This window comes from Neorhizobium sp. USDA 3394 (genome assembly GCF_056280385.1).
This window is the reverse complement of the sequence record NZ_JBWCDU010000001.1, coordinates 2,484,679-2,500,805: the sequence shown is the minus strand read 5'-3', so window position 1 is coordinate 2,500,805 and position 16,127 is coordinate 2,484,679. Positions and strand designations below refer to the sequence as shown.

At 64.0% G+C, this 16,127-nt stretch carries 22 protein-coding genes; 6 read left to right on the top strand and 16 right to left on the bottom strand.

Features of this window, described 5'->3' with window-relative positions:
- Positions 1 to 19: 19 nt before the first annotated feature.
- The 8 genes from ACZ9EJ_RS12095 to ACZ9EJ_RS12060 all read right to left on the bottom strand — a co-directional run bounded on the left by ACZ9EJ_RS12095 (position 20) and on the right by ACZ9EJ_RS12060 (position 5,297).
- Positions 20 to 928, bottom strand: coding sequence for a mechanosensitive ion channel family protein (locus ACZ9EJ_RS12095; protein ID WP_046642233.1), 909 nt, complete (start codon positions 926 to 928; stop codon positions 20 to 22).
- Positions 929 to 1,048: 120 nt separating this feature from the next.
- Entirely contained in the window at positions 1,049 to 1,573 is a 525-nt protein-coding gene (locus ACZ9EJ_RS12090; RefSeq protein ID WP_046642232.1) for a tyrosine phosphatase family protein, read from the bottom strand.
- Entirely contained in the window at positions 1,570 to 2,154 is a 585-nt protein-coding gene (locus ACZ9EJ_RS12085) for a YfbR-like 5'-deoxynucleotidase (RefSeq protein ID WP_046629940.1), read from the bottom strand. The genes ACZ9EJ_RS12090 and ACZ9EJ_RS12085 overlap by 4 nt, the downstream gene beginning before the upstream one ends.
- A gap of 32 nt (positions 2,155 to 2,186) precedes the next feature.
- Positions 2,187 to 3,029 (bottom strand): CAF17-like 4Fe-4S cluster assembly/insertion protein YgfZ, encoded by an 843-nt coding sequence (gene ygfZ, locus ACZ9EJ_RS12080; RefSeq protein ID WP_046642231.1) that lies wholly within the window; start codon positions 3,027 to 3,029, stop codon positions 2,187 to 2,189.
- Between the two features lie 255 nt (positions 3,030 to 3,284).
- The gene (locus tag ACZ9EJ_RS12075; RefSeq protein ID WP_046642230.1) at positions 3,285 to 4,043 is read right to left on the bottom strand and encodes a hypothetical protein; all 759 of its coding nucleotides are present in this window, start codon (positions 4,041 to 4,043) and stop codon (positions 3,285 to 3,287) included.
- Positions 4,044 to 4,058: 15 nt separating this feature from the next.
- Entirely contained in the window at positions 4,059 to 4,316 is a 258-nt protein-coding gene (locus tag ACZ9EJ_RS12070) for a hypothetical protein (protein ID WP_007752665.1), read from the bottom strand.
- A gap of 101 nt (positions 4,317 to 4,417) precedes the next feature.
- Entirely contained in the window at positions 4,418 to 4,846 is a 429-nt protein-coding gene (locus ACZ9EJ_RS12065) for a TIGR02301 family protein (RefSeq protein WP_046642229.1), read from the bottom strand.
- A 34-nt stretch (positions 4,847 to 4,880) separates the two neighbouring features.
- On the bottom strand, positions 4,881 to 5,297 hold the full coding sequence (locus ACZ9EJ_RS12060) for an NUDIX hydrolase (protein ID WP_046630070.1): 417 nt from the start codon (positions 5,295 to 5,297) through the stop codon (positions 4,881 to 4,883).
- Positions 5,298 to 5,409: 112 nt separating this feature from the next.
- On the opposite strand from ACZ9EJ_RS12060, the gene ACZ9EJ_RS12055 reads away from it, so the two are divergent.
- The 5 genes from ACZ9EJ_RS12055 to ACZ9EJ_RS12035 are packed head-to-tail and all read left to right on the top strand — an operon-like array spanning position 5,410 to position 7,763.
- Positions 5,410 to 5,670: a ribbon-helix-helix domain-containing protein gene (locus ACZ9EJ_RS12055; protein WP_046630071.1), complete on the top strand. Its 261-nt coding sequence runs from the start codon at positions 5,410 to 5,412 to the stop codon at positions 5,668 to 5,670.
- Between the two features lie 25 nt (positions 5,671 to 5,695).
- Positions 5,696 to 5,965 (top strand): type II toxin-antitoxin system RelE/ParE family toxin, encoded by a 270-nt coding sequence (locus ACZ9EJ_RS12050; protein WP_370649799.1) that lies wholly within the window; start codon positions 5,696 to 5,698, stop codon positions 5,963 to 5,965.
- A gap of 3 nt (positions 5,966 to 5,968) precedes the next feature.
- On the top strand, positions 5,969 to 6,298 hold the full coding sequence (locus tag ACZ9EJ_RS12045; RefSeq protein ID WP_046629944.1) for a YnfA family protein: 330 nt from the start codon (positions 5,969 to 5,971) through the stop codon (positions 6,296 to 6,298).
- Between the two features lie 42 nt (positions 6,299 to 6,340).
- Positions 6,341 to 7,108 carry an SOS response-associated peptidase gene (locus tag ACZ9EJ_RS12040; protein WP_046629945.1) on the top strand — a complete coding sequence of 256 codons (768 nt, stop codon included), beginning with the start codon at positions 6,341 to 6,343 and terminating at the stop codon, positions 7,106 to 7,108.
- Between the two features lie 37 nt (positions 7,109 to 7,145).
- Complete coding sequence (locus ACZ9EJ_RS12035) at positions 7,146 to 7,763, top strand: LysE/ArgO family amino acid transporter (RefSeq protein WP_251090015.1); 618 nt, start codon at positions 7,146 to 7,148, stop codon at positions 7,761 to 7,763.
- Between the two features lie 42 nt (positions 7,764 to 7,805).
- Here the strand turns inward: ACZ9EJ_RS12035 and ACZ9EJ_RS12030 are convergent, their stop codons facing one another.
- The 4 genes from ACZ9EJ_RS12030 to ACZ9EJ_RS12015 form a co-directional block, all read right to left on the bottom strand.
- Positions 7,806 to 7,934, bottom strand: coding sequence for a hypothetical protein (locus ACZ9EJ_RS12030; RefSeq protein WP_255736509.1), 129 nt, complete (start codon positions 7,932 to 7,934; stop codon positions 7,806 to 7,808).
- A gap of 173 nt (positions 7,935 to 8,107) precedes the next feature.
- On the bottom strand, positions 8,108 to 8,965 hold the full coding sequence (locus ACZ9EJ_RS12025; RefSeq protein ID WP_046629947.1) for a CDP-alcohol phosphatidyltransferase family protein: 858 nt from the start codon (positions 8,963 to 8,965) through the stop codon (positions 8,108 to 8,110).
- Between the two features lie 17 nt (positions 8,966 to 8,982).
- Complete coding sequence (locus ACZ9EJ_RS12020; RefSeq protein ID WP_046630072.1) at positions 8,983 to 9,681, bottom strand: phosphatidylserine decarboxylase; 699 nt, start codon at positions 9,679 to 9,681, stop codon at positions 8,983 to 8,985.
- A 116-nt stretch (positions 9,682 to 9,797) separates the two neighbouring features.
- Positions 9,798 to 10,724, bottom strand: coding sequence for an AraC family transcriptional regulator (locus ACZ9EJ_RS12015; RefSeq protein ID WP_046642228.1), 927 nt, complete (start codon positions 10,722 to 10,724; stop codon positions 9,798 to 9,800).
- 93 nt (positions 10,725 to 10,817) lie between these two features.
- Between ACZ9EJ_RS12015 and ACZ9EJ_RS12010 the strand changes: the two genes are divergently transcribed.
- Positions 10,818 to 11,663 (top strand): SDR family oxidoreductase, encoded by an 846-nt coding sequence (locus tag ACZ9EJ_RS12010; RefSeq protein WP_046642227.1) that lies wholly within the window; start codon positions 10,818 to 10,820, stop codon positions 11,661 to 11,663.
- A gap of 123 nt (positions 11,664 to 11,786) precedes the next feature.
- Here ACZ9EJ_RS12010 and ACZ9EJ_RS12005 read toward each other — a convergent pair whose 3' ends face one another.
- The 4 genes from ACZ9EJ_RS12005 to ACZ9EJ_RS11990 all read right to left on the bottom strand — a co-directional run bounded on the left by ACZ9EJ_RS12005 (position 11,787) and on the right by ACZ9EJ_RS11990 (position 15,807).
- Complete coding sequence (locus ACZ9EJ_RS12005; protein WP_046642226.1) at positions 11,787 to 12,809, bottom strand: LLM class flavin-dependent oxidoreductase; 1,023 nt, start codon at positions 12,807 to 12,809, stop codon at positions 11,787 to 11,789.
- 98 nt (positions 12,810 to 12,907) lie between these two features.
- Positions 12,908 to 13,048: a hypothetical protein gene (locus ACZ9EJ_RS12000; RefSeq protein ID WP_156376347.1), complete on the bottom strand. Its 141-nt coding sequence runs from the start codon at positions 13,046 to 13,048 to the stop codon at positions 12,908 to 12,910.
- 41 nt (positions 13,049 to 13,089) lie between these two features.
- Positions 13,090 to 14,979 carry an ABCB family ABC transporter ATP-binding protein/permease gene (locus ACZ9EJ_RS11995; RefSeq protein WP_046642225.1) on the bottom strand — a complete coding sequence of 630 codons (1,890 nt, stop codon included), beginning with the start codon at positions 14,977 to 14,979 and terminating at the stop codon, positions 13,090 to 13,092.
- A gap of 144 nt (positions 14,980 to 15,123) precedes the next feature.
- On the bottom strand, positions 15,124 to 15,807 hold the full coding sequence (locus ACZ9EJ_RS11990; RefSeq protein WP_046642224.1) for a hypothetical protein: 684 nt from the start codon (positions 15,805 to 15,807) through the stop codon (positions 15,124 to 15,126).
- Positions 15,808 to 16,127 lie beyond the last annotated feature (320 nt).

The window sequence follows — 16,127 nt, the reverse complement described above, 5'->3', positions numbered from 1 at the left end:
GCCCGATGCATCCTTTCCTTCAGGTCCGCTCTGCGACCGGTTCGTCCGCACCGTGAGGAGCCGGAGGTCCGCTCTCACCGGTGACGTCGCGGGTTTCTACCTGAGGGTCTGGAATCTGTTCCGGCAATTTGTCGCCGGGGAACTTATCGAAGGCGAGCTTGACCTCCCGGGTCAGGTCGCGGCCGGTTTCCCACCAGTCGCTGCTCTTCGTCCAGTAGCGCAGCGTCAGCTTGGCGCTGCCGGCATCGAACTCGGCCACGTAAACGGTCGGCGCCGGGTCTTTCAGCACCCGCCTGTCGCCGCTGGCGATCGCCATCAGTTTCGCCTGGGTCCGGCCGATGTCGCGGTCGGTGCCGATGCTGACCGAAATCTCGTTTCGGCGCGTCTTCAAACGGCTGTAATTGGTGATCGGCACGTTCCACAGCGTCGAATTCGGCGCCAGCCGATAGACGCCATCGGCAGTCAGGAGCTCGGTCGCAAACAGCCCGACATCGACGATCGTGCCGGTAACGCTGCCGGTCTCGATGCTCTCGCCGACCCGGAATGGCCGCAGCACCAGAAGCATGATGCCCGCCGCGATGTTCTGCAGCGTGCCCTGCAGCGCGAGGCCGACCGCAAGGCCGATCGCGCCCAGCGCCGCAAGCACCGACGCCGTCTGCACCCCGAACTGGCCGAGCACCATGACGATGACGAGGACGAGAATGGCGTAGCGGATGATGTTGGAGAAGAATTGCGACAGCGTCGCATCGATTCCGTGGATGCGCGACAGGCCGCGATGCGCCCAGCGGCTGATCAGGCCGGCGGCCATCCAGCCGAGGATGAGCAGGACGATCGCGCCGACGGCGGAGAAGGAATATTGCACCGCCAGCGCGCTCAGCTGAGCGAGCGCTGCTCTCGTGGCCACAACGAATTCCGATGCCTGGTCCATCCGGCAATCTGCTCCTTCTTTCGGTTTCGCCGTTAATTGGCGCAGCAGACCGCGAGGTCAAGAAAAAAATGGCGCTTTCCCGCGCCCGGCTAAACAATTAGGAAAGTTCAACTTTCAGGTTCAGTGCGAGATTTTTAGCGGCAGGATGAAGGACGCCCGCCCATCCGTCTCGGCGCCGCGGCCGATCCCCTTGATGGCGGCGACCAGCCGGCCGTCCCGCCCGAGCAGCCGGTCGCCGATCTCTATCAGCCGCGTATTCGGCGTCGCATGCGGCGCCACGCTGCGGAGCCTCGCGGCCAGCGCGAAATCGTCTTCCTCGGGATTTAGCGAGAGCGCGGCGATCACCGCGGCGGCCGGAGAACGGGAGACGCCCATCCAGCAATGGATGATGATCGGCGCCGATTGATCCCAGTCGCGCACGAAGGCGATCAGGCTTTCCACATGCGCCTCGCTGGGGGCGATCAGGTCGCCCGTGCCGGCAAAGCCGATATCGTTCATAGCAAGCTTCAGGTGGCGATCGGCGGAAATCACGCCCGGCCGGTGAAAGTCCTGTTTTTCGGCGATCAGGCTCACCATTTCGCGCGCCTTGTGCCGGACGGCGGTCTCGGCGATGGCGGCGAGCGGGCAGACGATAATCGCCGTCATGGCGCCTTGCCCGAAGCGGCGCGTTCGGCCTCAATCTGATGGAACCGGTCGAGGAAAAGCTGTTGGGCGTTAAGCGCCGGCATCGGCTGGATCGGCAGCATGTCGGCGGTGATGCCGCGCGGCTGGCCGAAGAATTTCCGGGCTTCAGTGACCGAGAAGCCGGCAAGTTCGGTGGCCTCGAAAAAGGCGGCGATCGTATCGGCCTTCTTGATCAGCGCCTTGAGTTCGCGGGTCGGATGCGGCGGCAGGCCGAAGCGCAGATGGATCGCCGCCTCCAGCCGCTGCTCGACCGCCTTGTAGCCGCCGCCGACCACGGATTTGAACGGAGAGATCATGTCGCCGATCACATATTCCGGCGCGTCGTGCAGCATCGTCATCTGCAGCGCATCGGCCGTGCAGGCCTCGTTGCAGCGTCGGAAGATTTCCTCGACCACGAGGCAGTGCTGGGCGACCGAAAAGGCGTGGTCGCCGCGCGTCTGGCCGTTCCAGCGGGCGACGCGGGCAAGTCCGTGGGCGATATCGGAAATTTCGACGTCGAGCGGCGAGGGGTCGAGCAGGTCGAGCCGCCGTCCCGACAGCATCCGTTGCCAGGCCCGTGCCGTTACTGCTGGGCTCACGTCTCGGCCTCTTCAGCCTCGACCGGGAAGGAGAGCCCGCTCCAGGCGGGAAGCGTCAGGCTGACGGTGACATCGCCGGCCAAAAGCGCCACACCACGCGCCAAGGCGTCGCCGACGCGGTCAATGCGCACGATCGCCAGGCCCTTGTTGCCGGAAACCGATCCGAGCGCGCCGACAGGCTTGCCGCCTGCCACGATCTCGGTGCCGGAAGCGGGCAGGGCGGCCTCGCCCGAAACGATCGCCACCCGCCGCCGCGCCGTGCCGCGATGCTGCATGCGGGAGACGACCTCCTGGCCGACATAGCAGCCCTTGCGGAAAGAAAGACCGCTCGTCTGGTCGAGCAGGACGTCATGCGGAAAGGCATCCTGCAGCGCATAATCGTGGCCCGACATCGGGATGCCGGCTTCGACGCGGAGGTCATGATAGGCCGCTTCCGGCCCGTCGCCCAGCTTGCCGGGCGCGCGGGTCAGCGTGATTCCTGCCTTGGCAAAGGCCGCGTCCTTCACCGCGCTCTTGCCCGAATCGTCGCCCCAGAAAACGGTAACACCGTCTTCCGCGCCGGCCGCGATATCCACGGCTGCGCGCAGCTTGTACATGGTCAGCCGCCGAATCAGCGCCTCGCGCTGGGCCGTTTCGGTCTCGATGAGAAAACCGTCGCCATCGCGCCAGACCAGGAAATCGAACAGGATCTTGCCTTGCGGTGTCAAGAGCGCACCCGGCCGGGCTTCGCCTTCCGGCAGCGAATCGATGTCGGTGGTGATCAGCCCCTGCAGGAAATCCTGCGCGTCCTTGCCGGTGAGGCGGATCAGGCTTCGCGAGGGAAGAATGGCGGCGGGCATGGTGCGGGCATCCGGTTGTTCTGAGACTGAGAGTTAAGTCTTCACGACGGCGGCGGCAAGACATGCCGGGGCGGCAAATGCGGTGCCGACGGCATACGCCGCTACAACCCCTCTGCCCCGCCGGTTATTACCGGGGATGAACCCGATTCGGCTATCTCCTCTTGAAGGGAGATGTCACGAAAGTCACAGAGGGGTAGCGCCGCTTCGGTAAATGCCGTGGTGGCGACTGACACAAAATCGACGCGAGTCGCCTACTCAATCGCCGCCGGAGAAGAACTTCCATTTGCCGTCCGGGCTGATGCCGGTGCGGAAGAAGTTGTAGTTGCCGTTCTCTTCCATGCCGGCGAGGTCGCCGGCCGTCACGATGCGCAGAAGGTCGACCCGTTCGGGCGGTGTCAGCGTCGAAAGCTGCTTTCCTGCGAAATAGGGCCAGACATAGGCCTCATCAGGCGTGCCGACGTCGAAATGCGCAGCACCGGTGGACAGGATGTCGAGCAGGATCGCGAGGATTTCCTGGCCTTCCGCGTCGCCCGAAAAGCTCTTCAGCGTTTCGATCGGGTCCTCGAATTCGCCGTTCATCACCTGCGTCTGGGTGGCACCCGTTCCCATCAGGGCGCGCAGGCGGGTAATGTCGCCGGAGGCCGCGGCCTCGACGAGCTGTTCGCGCATGTGCTTGACCGGCGCCGGCAGCTTGGTCATGTCGCGGATGATTTCCGCAGGCTTGCTGTCGGCCGGTGCGGATTTGGCGGCGTTGGGGTCGGCCGTGGGAGCGGTCGGCTTGATGTCGCCGGCCTGTGCCGACCGATTGATCGCCGGACCTGGCTGCGGCAGGGTCGTACCGTCGAAAGCCTGGAGGATCGCGCGGCTCTGTGCCTTCTCCGGTTGGCTTGGTTCGTCGCCCGGGCGCAGCTCGGACAGCGCAAGGGACTGGCTGCCGACCGCCGCGGCAAGCACCGTTGCCGCCGAAAGGCGGATGATCAGTTGGGCAATCGTCGTTTCCGCCGCATTCCGCACGGGAAACCTCTATCGTTATTGAACTGTGCGCTCGGGAGAGAATTCGCCGGCGAGCATGCGGCTCTTGAGCGAATCGAGCATGGCTTCGGCACCCATTTCTCCATGAATGCGGATGGTTTCCCGCATGGCAAGTACCAGGGCTGCGTCGGCGATGATTTCCGGCTCGATACCGTCGGCACGGCCGTCGGCCCATGCCTCGCTCTGATATTCCAAGGCAGCCTGCATCTTCTCATGCACAATCATGTCGTCGATGTCGTTGCGGCCTGTCTGCATTCTGTCGTCCTCGGTGCCCGTTTAATTACTAGCCCGTTAAAAACTTTATCAGCCTTTTATCAAAACGACACGGCCTCCTGCCAAAAGAGGTAAATAATCCTCTAATTTCCGAAGCGGGCGGCAATTTCTGTCGCAAGTGTTGCGCCTTCGATACGATAACGCTCCTCGGCGGTCCTTGCCGCATCCGTGCAGGACGTGTGCACGGCGGCAAACGACCGATATCCCCGGTTGAAGGCCGCCGTCAACCTCTCGCGTCGCTTCGGTTCGGTGCCGGTATCGGCATCCAGAAGCTGCTGCATCGAGCTCCGCCATTCGGATGTCGGGGCGCCGCAGAGCGTACGGAGATACTGGATCGAGCCGAGCACTTCCGCAAGCCGCGTCAACTGCAGGTCATAGGGCGCCGGTTTCTCCTCGATCGCCGGGGCAGGCGGGGGCGCCGGCTGCTGCTGGCGGGTCGACTGGGCGGCAAGCGGCGTCGCCACTAAAAGTGCCAGCAGCGTCAGGCAGCCAAGTCGCGGAATGAGCTTCATGAACGGGTCTCGAGAGGGCGCGATTGTTTTCGTCTTAGCGGGCATTGATCTCCGCCGCCAGCCTCTCGGCACATTCGAGCACGCTTGCCGGCACCGGCAGACTGCGGATCTCCTCCACCGTATACCAGCCGGCATCCGCCGCATCGTCGGCGGCGATCGCCTGGGCCTCGGGATCGGCCTCCACACGGAAAACGGACAGGAAGAAATGTCGCCTGTCCTCCTTCTCGCTCTTCAGGTCGTAGGTTGCGAAGAGAACGGGATTGCGCACCGGAATGCCAGTCTCCTCCAAAAATTCCCGCACCGCCGTCTGGTCCGGCGTCTCGCCGGGTTCTGCCCGTCCGCCCGGAAACGCGAACAGATCCATCGACGGCGGGTTCATGCGGCGAATCAGCAGGAGCCGGCCATCGCGTTCGAGAATGGCGGAGGACGCGGCTTGCGGGGATTGGGGCATGTATGACGTAACCATTGGCCTGATCGTGAGATCCCCGAAGGCTTTCAGGGTGGAAAGCCGATATTGTAAAAGTATTGTATTTTATCGTATGCTTCAAGCGAAGGAGCTTGCCATGGCGCGTGCAAAAACATTCTCACTCGGCGATGCCTATGACGGCATTCTGGCCGATCTCGTCAAGAATGGCCGTTTCGGTACGGAGACCGAAGCCGTTCGGGCAGGCATCCGCATGCTGGCGGATTATGAGATGCGCGTGCAGTCGCTCCGGCATGCGATCAGCGCGGCGGACGCGGAAATCGAGGCGGGGCTCGGCAAGGAATATGCCTCGGGTGCCGACCTGCTGGCTGACGTCATGAACGAGGGCGACGGCCATTAGTCCCAAGCGCCTCATCATCGCGCCTTTGGCACGTGAGGACTTGCGCGGCATCCGTCGCTTCATCGCAGAAAGCAGCCCCTTCTACGCCCGGGAATTCCTCGCGGACATTACCGAAAGGATCGCCTGGATTGCCGAGTCGGATTTCACCGGCTCGCCGCGCGACCATATTTCGCCGGGGCTTCGCGGTTTCCCCTATCGGCAGCGCTGCATCTACTACCGGTCCTATCCTGACCGGATCGTGATTCTCCGGGTCATGCATGGCGCTCAGGATGTGAAACCGCAGGATTTCGAATAGGCAATGATGAAAACCTACACCCTCTACGCCATCGCTGCGCTTGCCGAGATCGCCGGGTGTTTCGCCTTCTGGGCGTGGTTGCGGCTGGAAAAGCCCATCTGGTGGCTGGCGCCGGGCATAACATCGCTGGTCGTCTTCGCCTGGCTGCTGGCGCTGGTGCCGAGCGAGGCGGCAGGGCGCACCTATGCGGCCTATGGCGCGATCTATATCCTCGCCTCGATCCTCTGGCTCTGGGCTGTCGAGGCCAGGGTGCCGGACCGCTGGGATCTGATCGGCGTTGCGGTCTGCCTCGTCGGCGGGGCGATCATCCTCTTCGGTCCGCGAAGCGCCTGATCAGCGCTTGACCCTTCGAAAGCCCGATGCCACATAGTTCGCATGTGCGGACGCTACGCCCTGACGGCGACCCCCAAGGATATTTCTGAGTTCTTCAGCCTGGCGGATCTCGACGATTTTCCGGCCCGCTACAATATCGCCCCGACCCAGCCGATCCTCGTCGTCATGTCCTCGGAAAAGCGTGAGCCGGGCAGCAATCTGCCGGAGCGCCGGGCCTTCCTCGCCCGCTGGGGCCTGATCCCCGGCTGGGTGAAGGACATGAAGGAATTTCCGCTGCTGATCAATGCGCGCTCCGAGACCGCGATCGGCAAGGCCTCCTTCCGTGCCGCCATGCGCCACCGCCGCATCCTGATCCCCGCCACCGGCTTCTACGAATGGCGCCGGCCGCCGAAGGAAAGCGGCGTCAAGCCGCAGGCCTACTGGATCCGCCCGAAGCGCGGAGGCGTCATCGCCTTTGCCGGCCTGATGGAGACGTGGTCCTCGGCCGACGGCTCCGAAGTCGATACCGCCGCGATCATGACGACGGCGGCCAACGGCGGCATCCGCCACATCCACGACCGCATGCCCGTGGTCATCGAGCCGGAGGATTTTTCCCACTGGCTCGACTGCAAGACGCAGGAACCGCGCGAAGTGGCCGACCTGATGCGGCCCGTGCAGGAGGATTTCTTCGAGGCGCTGCCGGTGTCCGACCTCGTCAACAAGGTCGCCAACATGGGGCCGGACCTGCAGAAGCCGGTCGCCGTCGCCCAGCCGGAAGAGGAACCGCCGAAAAAGCCGAAACCCGGCTCAACCCAGATGTCGCTTTTCTAGCTTTCGGCTTCTCCTTTACACGGACAATCCCATGAACCTGCTTTCCGCCGGCCTTTCCGGCCTCGCACTCGGTGCCTCGCTGATCATTGCCATCGGCGCCCAGAACGCCTTCATCCTGCGCCAGGGGCTGATCCGTTCCCATGTCTTCATCCTCTGCCTGATCTGCGCCCTGTCGGATGCGACGCTGATCGCCGCCGGCGTCGGCGGGCTCGGCACGATCGTCTCGCAATCTCCGGTGCTGATCTCGGTGGTGACGCTGGGCGGCGCGGTGTTTCTTGGGCTCTATGCCTTGATGGCCTTCCGCCGGGCGCTCAGGCCGGCCGCGATGGTCGCCGGCGCGCCGGAGCCGATGGGGCTGAAGGCGGCGGTGCTGACCTGCCTGGCCTTCACCTTCCTCAATCCGCATGTCTATCTGGATACGGTCGTGCTGCTCGGCAGCCTGTCTGCGGCCTTCGAAGGGGCGGAACGGATGGCCTATGGCGCCGGTGCGGCGATCGGGTCGTTCGTCTGGTTCTTCGGGCTCGGCTACGGCGCGCGGTTCCTGGCGCCTCTGTTTGCCAGACCCGCCGCCTGGCGGGTGCTGGATGTCGTGATCGGGGTGGTCATGAGCTTGCTCGCGCTCGGGCTCCTGTGGAGCTTCCTCGGCGGCGAATGACCCGTCGGCTTGCCGGCCTATGGGTCGGGGCAGCGGGCCTGATCAGCGGGCAGGGGTAAGCTTCGGCTTGCGGTTCAGCATCAGGGCTGCGGCAACCACGGCCTTCAGGCCCAGCGGACGGTAAGGCGTGGTCATTTCCGGTTTGGATTCAATCTTCTTCTCGGTGCTCATGGCTGTCTCCTCAACACGCGAATCTCTTGTTTGCATTTTGCGATCGCGGCTTTTCCCATAAAAGCGGGCGGAATCGTGGCCGGCAAGCCGGCACTGCCGCCCGGTATTCGTAGAACTGTCATCTTGCGGGAAACTGTTGCGCGGAAGTTGCAACTTACCGAGTGCGCCTGCCTTCAGACGTTCGCACTTTCATCCTCGATGGTGATCGTGCCGTAGCGGCGGTGCCAGGCACGCGCGCTGAAGGGCAGGACGAGGAGGTACCCGACGACGGTGATCGACAGCACTTCCCAAGTATAGCTCATCAGCAGCGCTACATAGAGCACCACGCCGAGCATGATCGGCAGCATCAGGTCGCGGCGGATGCGGCTCGACTTGCCGGACCAGACCGGCAGGCGGGAGACCAGCAGGTAGCCGATCAGCAGCGTATAGGCGACGCTTGCGTATACGAAGACCGGCGAGAATTCGAGCCCGAGGAAGCCGAGATAGACCGGCAGCAGCACCAGCATGGCGCCCATCGGGGCGGGCACGCCGACGAAGAATTCCGACTGCCAGTCGGCCTTGATGTTGCGGTCTTCCATGACGTTGAACCGGGCGAGGCGCAGGCCGGCGGCGATCGCATAGAGCAGGGCGGCGATCCAGCCCATCGAATGTGCCTGGTCGAGCAGGAACGCGTAGGAGACCAATGCCGGCGCGACGCCGAAATTGATGATGTCGGCAAGCGAATCCATCTGCACGCCGAATTTCGACGTGGCCTTCAGGAGCCGCGCGACGCGCCCGTCGATCCCGTCGAGGAAGGCGGCCAGCAGCACCATGGCAACCGCCAGCTCGTAACGTCCCTCGAAGGCGAGCCTTATCCCGGTCAGGCCCGCGCAGATGGCAAGCACGGTGATGAGGTTCGGCACCAGCAGCCGGAGCGGGATTTCGCGCAGACGAGGCCCGCGGGCCTCGTCGTTGGGGCGATGCGGTTCCCGGTGAAGCTCGTTCTGCGAAGAGGGAGGCTGCGAAGAGGGTGGCGAAGCGGGCGTCTCCATGAGGCTTTGTCTTCCCTTTACGTGCGGCGGCTGATGATCGGGCCCTTGGTCGAGCCAAATTCCGCAAGCACGGTTTCGCCGCCGATGGCGAGCTGGCCGACGGACACGCGCGCCTGGCCGCCGGCCGGCACGAAGACGTCGAGCCGCGAGCCGAAGCGGATCAGGCCGAATCGTTCGCCGGCATTCACCGGTTCGCTCGGTTTCACCCAGCAGACGATGCGGCGTGCCACCAGGCCGGCGATCTGCACCACGCCGACCTTGCCATGGCGGGTCTCGATGACGAGGCCGTTGCGCTCGTTGTCATCGGAGGCCTTGTCGAGTTCCGCATTGATGAACTGGCCGGGGCGGTATTCGATGCGCGACACCTGGCCGCGCACCGGCGAGCGATTGATGTGGCAGTCGAAGACGTTCATGAACACCGAGATGCGCAGCATCGGTTCCGAGCCCAATTGAAGCTCGACCGGCGGCACGACCATGGCGACATGGCTGATGCGGCCGTCGGCAGGGCTGAGGATGAGGTCGTCGTCCTGAGGCACCGCCCGTTCCGGATCGCGGAAGAAGTAGGCGCACCACAAGGTCAGCACCAGGCCGATCCAGAACAGCGGCTCGGCGATATAACCGAGGATCAGCGAGGCGATGAAGAAGGCGGCGACGAAGATGTAACCTTCCTTGTGGATCGGCACGAGCGTGTTGCGGATGGTGTCGAAGAGGTTGATCAACGTTTTCTCCCGTATGTCAGTGCCATCTGACTACAGGGAAACCGTTTTTGCGGCAATGCGGTTCCGTATAGGCGAAACCGCCGATCGGGCCGGCCGCACAAAAATACCAGTACTCACCCCCGCCCGGCCTGCAGAGACGAGGCATATTCGCTCGGTGGGCAGCCGACCCGATGGCTGAAGGCGGTGCTGAAGGCGCTGGCCGACTTGTAGCCGACCGCCTCGGCGATTTCATCCAGCGTGCCACGGCCGCGCAGCAGCACGTCTTTCGCCAAGGCCATCCGCCAGCTCAGCAGATATTCGACCGGCGCGACGCCGACGGCCTCGGAAAACCGGCGGGCGAAGACCGAGCGCGACATACCGACCCGCCGTGCCAGTTCGCCGACTGTCCAGCCGCGGGCGACATCCGCATGGATATGGCCGAGCGCCTGGGCGAGTTGCGGATCGGCGAGCCCTCCCAGCAGCCCCGCATGTGGCGCCCAGGCCGCCTCGCGGCGCAGGGTCTCGATGAGCATGACCTCGATCAGGCGGCAGAGGACGGCATCGCGCCCGGGCCGGCTGTCGGCGGCCTCCTCCAGGATGATCGAGACAAGCGCCCGCAATCGCATGGCCGTCTTCTCGGTGGCCGGCACATGCACAAGCCGCGGTAGAAGCCCGATCAGCAGGTCGGCATTGGCGGGATCGCATTGGATCAGCCCGCCGAGAACACGCGTCATCGGCCCCGTGCCCTCGTCGCCGATCCGGATCTCGCCATCCATGGTATGGCGGGCCTTGAAGGCATCGTCCGACAGTTCGGTCCGTCCATTCGGCTCGCTGAGGAACGAGTCGGAGAGTGGTTTTGCCGAGAGGACGTAGGAGCCATCCTGCAGCTCGACGGGCTCCACGTCGCTGGTCCTGAACCAGCAGCGGCCCTGCGTGACGAAGTAGAAGGTCGGTCCCGGCTGTTCCGGCACGCGAACACCCCATCGCCCCGTGGCCACCATGCTGCCGAGCAGGACGGTGGCGGGGCGCAGTAGCTTGATGACGTCGGCAAGAGCATCCATTGGGACGATCCATAATGAATAACGGAGTTCTCATTATGTAGTGTTCCGGCAGGCCGGTCTAGTGAAGACGCATCAACACATTGGAGCCAACACATGACTAAGACCATTCTCATCACCGGCTGCTCGTCGGGCCTCGGAAAGCTGACCGCCCGCCATTTCGCGGAAAAGGGCTGGAACGTCGTCGCGACGATGCGCAGGCCCGATCCGGAACTGGCCAACGCCTATCCCGCCCGCATCCTGGTCGCCGCCCTCGATGTCGGCGATCCGGCCAGCATCGAAGCGGCCATAGAAGCCGGCATAGCCCGCTTCGGCGGCCTCGATGCGGTCGTCAACAATGCCGGCATCACCATGGTCTCGATCTTCGAGGCGACGCCGGCGGATGCGATCCGCCAGATCTTCGAGACCAATGTCTTCGGCATGGTGAACGTCATCCAGGCGGCGGTGCCGCACCTGCGCCGGCGCGGCGGCGGCACGGTCGTCAATGTCGGCTCGGGCGTCGGCATCGCGGCCATGCCGCTGCTGTCGGTCTACAGCGCTTCGAAACAGGCGGTCGAAGGCCTTTCCGAATCGCTCTCCTACGAATTGTCGTCGCAGAACATCAGGGTGCGGCTGGTCCAGCCCGGCGCGATGCGCAGCACCAATTTCACAACTACCGGCATGGCCGCCTCACAGGCAGCGCCCGTGCCCGAAAGCTATCGACCATATTTCGACCATATGCTGCAGTCGATGATCAACTATCCCTTCGCCTCCACGGAAGAGCAGTCGGTGGTCGAGGCGATCCACGCCGCCGCCACCGACCCGACCGATCGCCTTCGCTACCAGGTCGGTCCGGATGTCGAAGAATATGCCCGCCTGCGCTGGTCGACGTCGGAAGATGCATATCGCGCCGGCATGCACCGGCTGACCGGACACACGGCCTGGCGCGACATGGCAAAGTGATCGCCGAGGCAACCAGGCTCATCCGAGCCTGGTCCCACAACTACCCGTCTGCGGTTTCTTTGACATCCCGCAAGGCGCAATCGTCGAGCGTTCTGCTCCCGCATTTTCCGGATGCGGGTTGCCCTACCGCCACCCCAGCCCCGGCGCGACGTGCTTCAAAATGCTCTCGAGCACATGCGCGTTGTATTCAACGCCGAGCTGGTTCGGCACCGTCAGGAGCAGCGTATCGGCCTCGGCGATCGCCTCGTCGGCTTTCAGCTGGTCGATCAGCCTGTCGGGCTCGGCGGCATAGGAGCGGCCGAAGATCGCCTGGGTCTGCGGGTCGATATTGCCGATCTGGTCCTGGCTTTCGCCGCTGCCGCCGAAATAGGCGCGGTCCGTGTCGTTCATCAGCGCGAAGATGCTGCGGCTGACGGAGACGCGCGGTTCATGGGCATGGCCGGCTTCCTTCCAGGCCTCGCGATAGATGCGGATCTGCTCGGCCTGCTGGATGTGGAACGGCTTGCCGCTCTCGTCGGTCTTGAGCGTCGAGCTCTGCAGGTGCATGCCGAGCTTCGCGGCCCAGACGGCGGTCGCGTTGGAGCTCGAACCCCACCAGATGCGCTCGCGCAGTCCCGCGGAATGCGGCTCCAGGCGCAGCATGCCGGGCGGGTTGGGGAACATCGGCCGCGGATTGGGCTTGGCAAAACCTTCGCCGCGCAGCACGTCGAAGAACACTTCCGCATGACGCCGGCCCATATCCGCATCGGTCTCGCCTTCAGCCGGCTGGTAGCCGAAATAGCGAAAACCGTCGATCACCTGTTCCGGCGAGCCGCGGCTGATGCCGAGCTGCAGGCGTCCGCCGGAAATCAGGTCGGCGGCACCGGCATCTTCCGCCATGTAGAGCGGGTTTTCATAGCGCATGTCGATGACGGCGGTGCCGATCTCGATGCGCTTGGTGCGGGCGCCGACGGCGGCCAGAAGCGGGAAGGGCGAGGCGAGCTGCCGGGCGAAATGGTGGACTCGGAAATAGGCGCCGTCAGCGCCGAGCTCTTCGGCCGCCACCGCGAGGTCTATGGATTGCAGGAGAACATCGGATGCCGACCGCGCCTGCGACTGCGGCGAGGGCGTCCAGTGCCCGAAGGAGAGAAAGCCGATCTTTTTCATTGCGTTACCACCGTGAATTTACTGTGTCTGAAGTTACACGTTAGATGGCATCTCAACCGCGATACGAACAGTCGCCGCCCTGTGAACAGTGCGTCCGCTTACCGCGCCGCCTGCGGATCGACCCAGCCCATCCAGGTGGTGAAGGCGAGCAGCGGTGAGCCGAAGAAGACCAGCACCAGCATATAGGCGATGGCAATGCTGCCGAGGAGGAGCATGCGGGGGGTGAGGTAGCGTTTCACGTTGAGATCGGTCCTGTCCTGGAATTCGTTCTGCCGCCGGCTTATTCCGCCGCCGGCACGCCGCGCAGCACCACGCCGAGGTCGTCGCTTTCGCGGACCTTGCGCAGCTGCTCTTCGGCCTGCACCGCTTCGCGCTGGCGGTTCCACATCGAGGCGTAAAGCCCGTTCTGTTCGAGCAACGCATTGTGTGTGCCGCGTTCGGCGATCTGCCCGTCGCGAAGCACGATGATCTCGTCGGCGCCGATGACGGTCGAAAGCCGGTGTGCGATCACCAGCGTCGTGCGGTTCTTCGAGACCAGGTCGAGCGCCGACTGGATCTCATGTTCGGTCGTGGTGTCGAGCGCCGAGGTCGCCTCGTCGAGGATCAGGATCGGCGGGGCTTTGAGGACGGTGCGGGCGATCGCCACGCGCTGCTTCTCGCCCCCCGAAAGCTTCAAGCCCCGTTCGCCGACCTTGGTGTCGAAACCGTCCGGCAGGGCGCTGATGAAATGGCCGATCTGCGCCACTTCGGCGGCAGCAAGCATTTCTTCCTCACTCGCCGAGGGGCGGCCGTAGCGGATGTTGTAGGCGATCGTATCGTTGAACAGCACCGTATCCTGCGGCACCATGCCGATCGCCGCGCGCAGCGAATGCTGCGTGATGTCGCGCACGTCCTGCCCGTCGATGGTGATCGAGCCGCCCTGGATGTCGTAGAACCGGTAGAGCAGGCGGGAAATGGTGGATTTTCCGGCACCCGACGGGCCGACGATCGCCACCGTCTTGCCGGCCGGCACTTCGAAGGAGACACCCTTCAGGATCGGCCGGGCCGGATCATAGGAAAAATGCACGTCCTTGAAGGCGATCGAGCCCTGCGCGATGTCGAGGGGCTTCGCATCCGGCCGGTCGACGACCTCCGGCTGCACCTCGAGCAGCTCGAACATCTGCTCGATATCGGTCAACCCCTGGCGGATTTCGCGGTAGACGAAACCGATGAAGTTGAGCGGCACGGAAAGCTGCAACAGCAGCGCGTTGACGAACACGAAATCGCCGATCGTCTGCTCGCCGCGCTGCACGGCAAGCGCCGACATCACCATCATGACAGTCGTGCCGAGGCCGAAGATCACGCCCTGGCCGAAGTTCAGCCAGCCGAGCGAGGTCCAGACGTCGGTCGCGGCCTTCTCGTAGCGCGCCATGGAACTGTCGAAGCGCTTGGCCTCCATCTCCTCGTTGCCGAAATATTTGACGGTCTCGAAATTGAGGAGCGAATCGATCGCCTTGGTATTGGCGTCGGTGTCGCTGTCGTTCATCGAGCGGCGGATGGAGATGCGCCAGTCGCTGGCCTTCACGGTGAACCAGATATAGAGCGCCACCGTGACGGCGGTGACGAGAACGTACCAGAAGCCGTAGCTGACCCAGAAGATGATGGCCGTCAGCAGGAATTCGAGCAGAGTCGGCACGGTGTTGAGAATGGTGAAGCGGACGATCGTCTCGATGCCCTTGGTGCCGCGCTCGATGATCCGCGACAGGCCGCCGGTCTTGCGTTCCAGGTGGAAGCGCAGCGACAGCTGGTGCATGTGCACGAAGGTGCGGTAGGCGAGCTGGCGCACCGCATATTGGCCGACGGAGGCAAATAGCGCGTCGCGAAGCTGGTTCAGTCCTACCTGCAGGATGCGGGTGAAATTGAGCGCGATGACCAGCACCACGGCGCCGAGCAGGAAGGCGGGCAGGAGGCCTGCCATATCCAGCTTGCCGTTCAGCGCGTCCGTCGCCCATTTGAAGAAATAGGGCACGGTCAGGAGCACGAACTTGGCAAGGAAGAGATAAAAGGTCGCCCAGACGACGCGGGCCTTCAGATCGGCGCGCCCTTCCGGCCACATATAGGGCCACAAGTTGACGAGCGTGCCGAGCGGATTGCTGGCATCCGCCGAAATGGTCTTCTTGTTATTCGCCATCAATGTCTCCGGAGCGGGCGCGTCGAAACGCCTCCCGCACATAAGGTCCGGGGAAGAATGTTGCAATGACGGTTTCGTGAAACTTCGGACCGGCCGGGCGATGCGAGGCGAAGGCGGGATGTCTCCGGCCACCGCCGGTCGCGGTCACTTGGTATCGGCGGACGAGGCAGTGACGGTTCCGGCTGCCGGCTTTGTGGTCGCTGTCGGCGTGGTCCAGGAGATGTAATAATATGCCTCGCCGACCATGCCGAAATAGGAGCTCGCGCCGGTCGCCTTCTCGATATAGCTGCCGTCGGCGTTGCGCACGAACTTGCCGCTTTCGTCCCGTGTCAGGCGGTCCTTCAGGAACTGTGTCCAGTCGGATTTGTCGACGGAGGTAATGCCGGCCGAAGTCTGTTTGCCGTCGGTAATGTCCCAGGCGGTGATCTGGTCGCCGGCGACCGCATCGGTCATCGTCAGCGTGCCGGCGTCCAGCGCCTTCTGCATCGCCTCGGCCATCGCCTTGCTGTCGGGGTTCGCCTTCAGCGCGTCCAGCTTCTCCTGCAGGGCCTTCATGAACGCCTTGCTGGACATGTCGCCGACCGATCCGTCGCCTGCGGTGTCCGGGGCGTTGCCGTTCATGGTCTGCTGCAGCGAGGCGATCAGCGCCGCGATCCTGTCGTCCTCGTAGTCGTCGTCACCGCCGCTGGAAAACAGCACGTCGGCGAGCGACGAGGAGGATGAGCCCGACGCCGAGCTGCCGGGCGCCCTGTTGTTGGAGACATCATTGAATGCATTGAGGGCCGCCTGGGAGGACCAGGTCCGAATGGAATTAATGCTGGAAACCATTTTCTTCTCCTGTCCGCGCGGCATGGATCAGAGTCGGAGATAATATGCGAGCACGCCGCCTGATCACCGCGGTATTCCTCCGAGCCTGCGCGAAGCTGGCCGAACCGGAGCGGGCGCGGCTGCCGAACCGGAGCGGGCGCGGCTATTGGCGGCCCAAGGGTCTTTTGGGCAGGGGAATTGAGATGGCGGCGGTGGTTGGGCTGGATGCGTTTTTCACGGGGTGGGGAAATCGCTCCCGGTTTCTCGGCAGGAATATGCGCGGGAAGAGTCTTTCGCACCGCCGACGCGGTGCGGTGCGATTCCTGTGACAATCAGAGGAA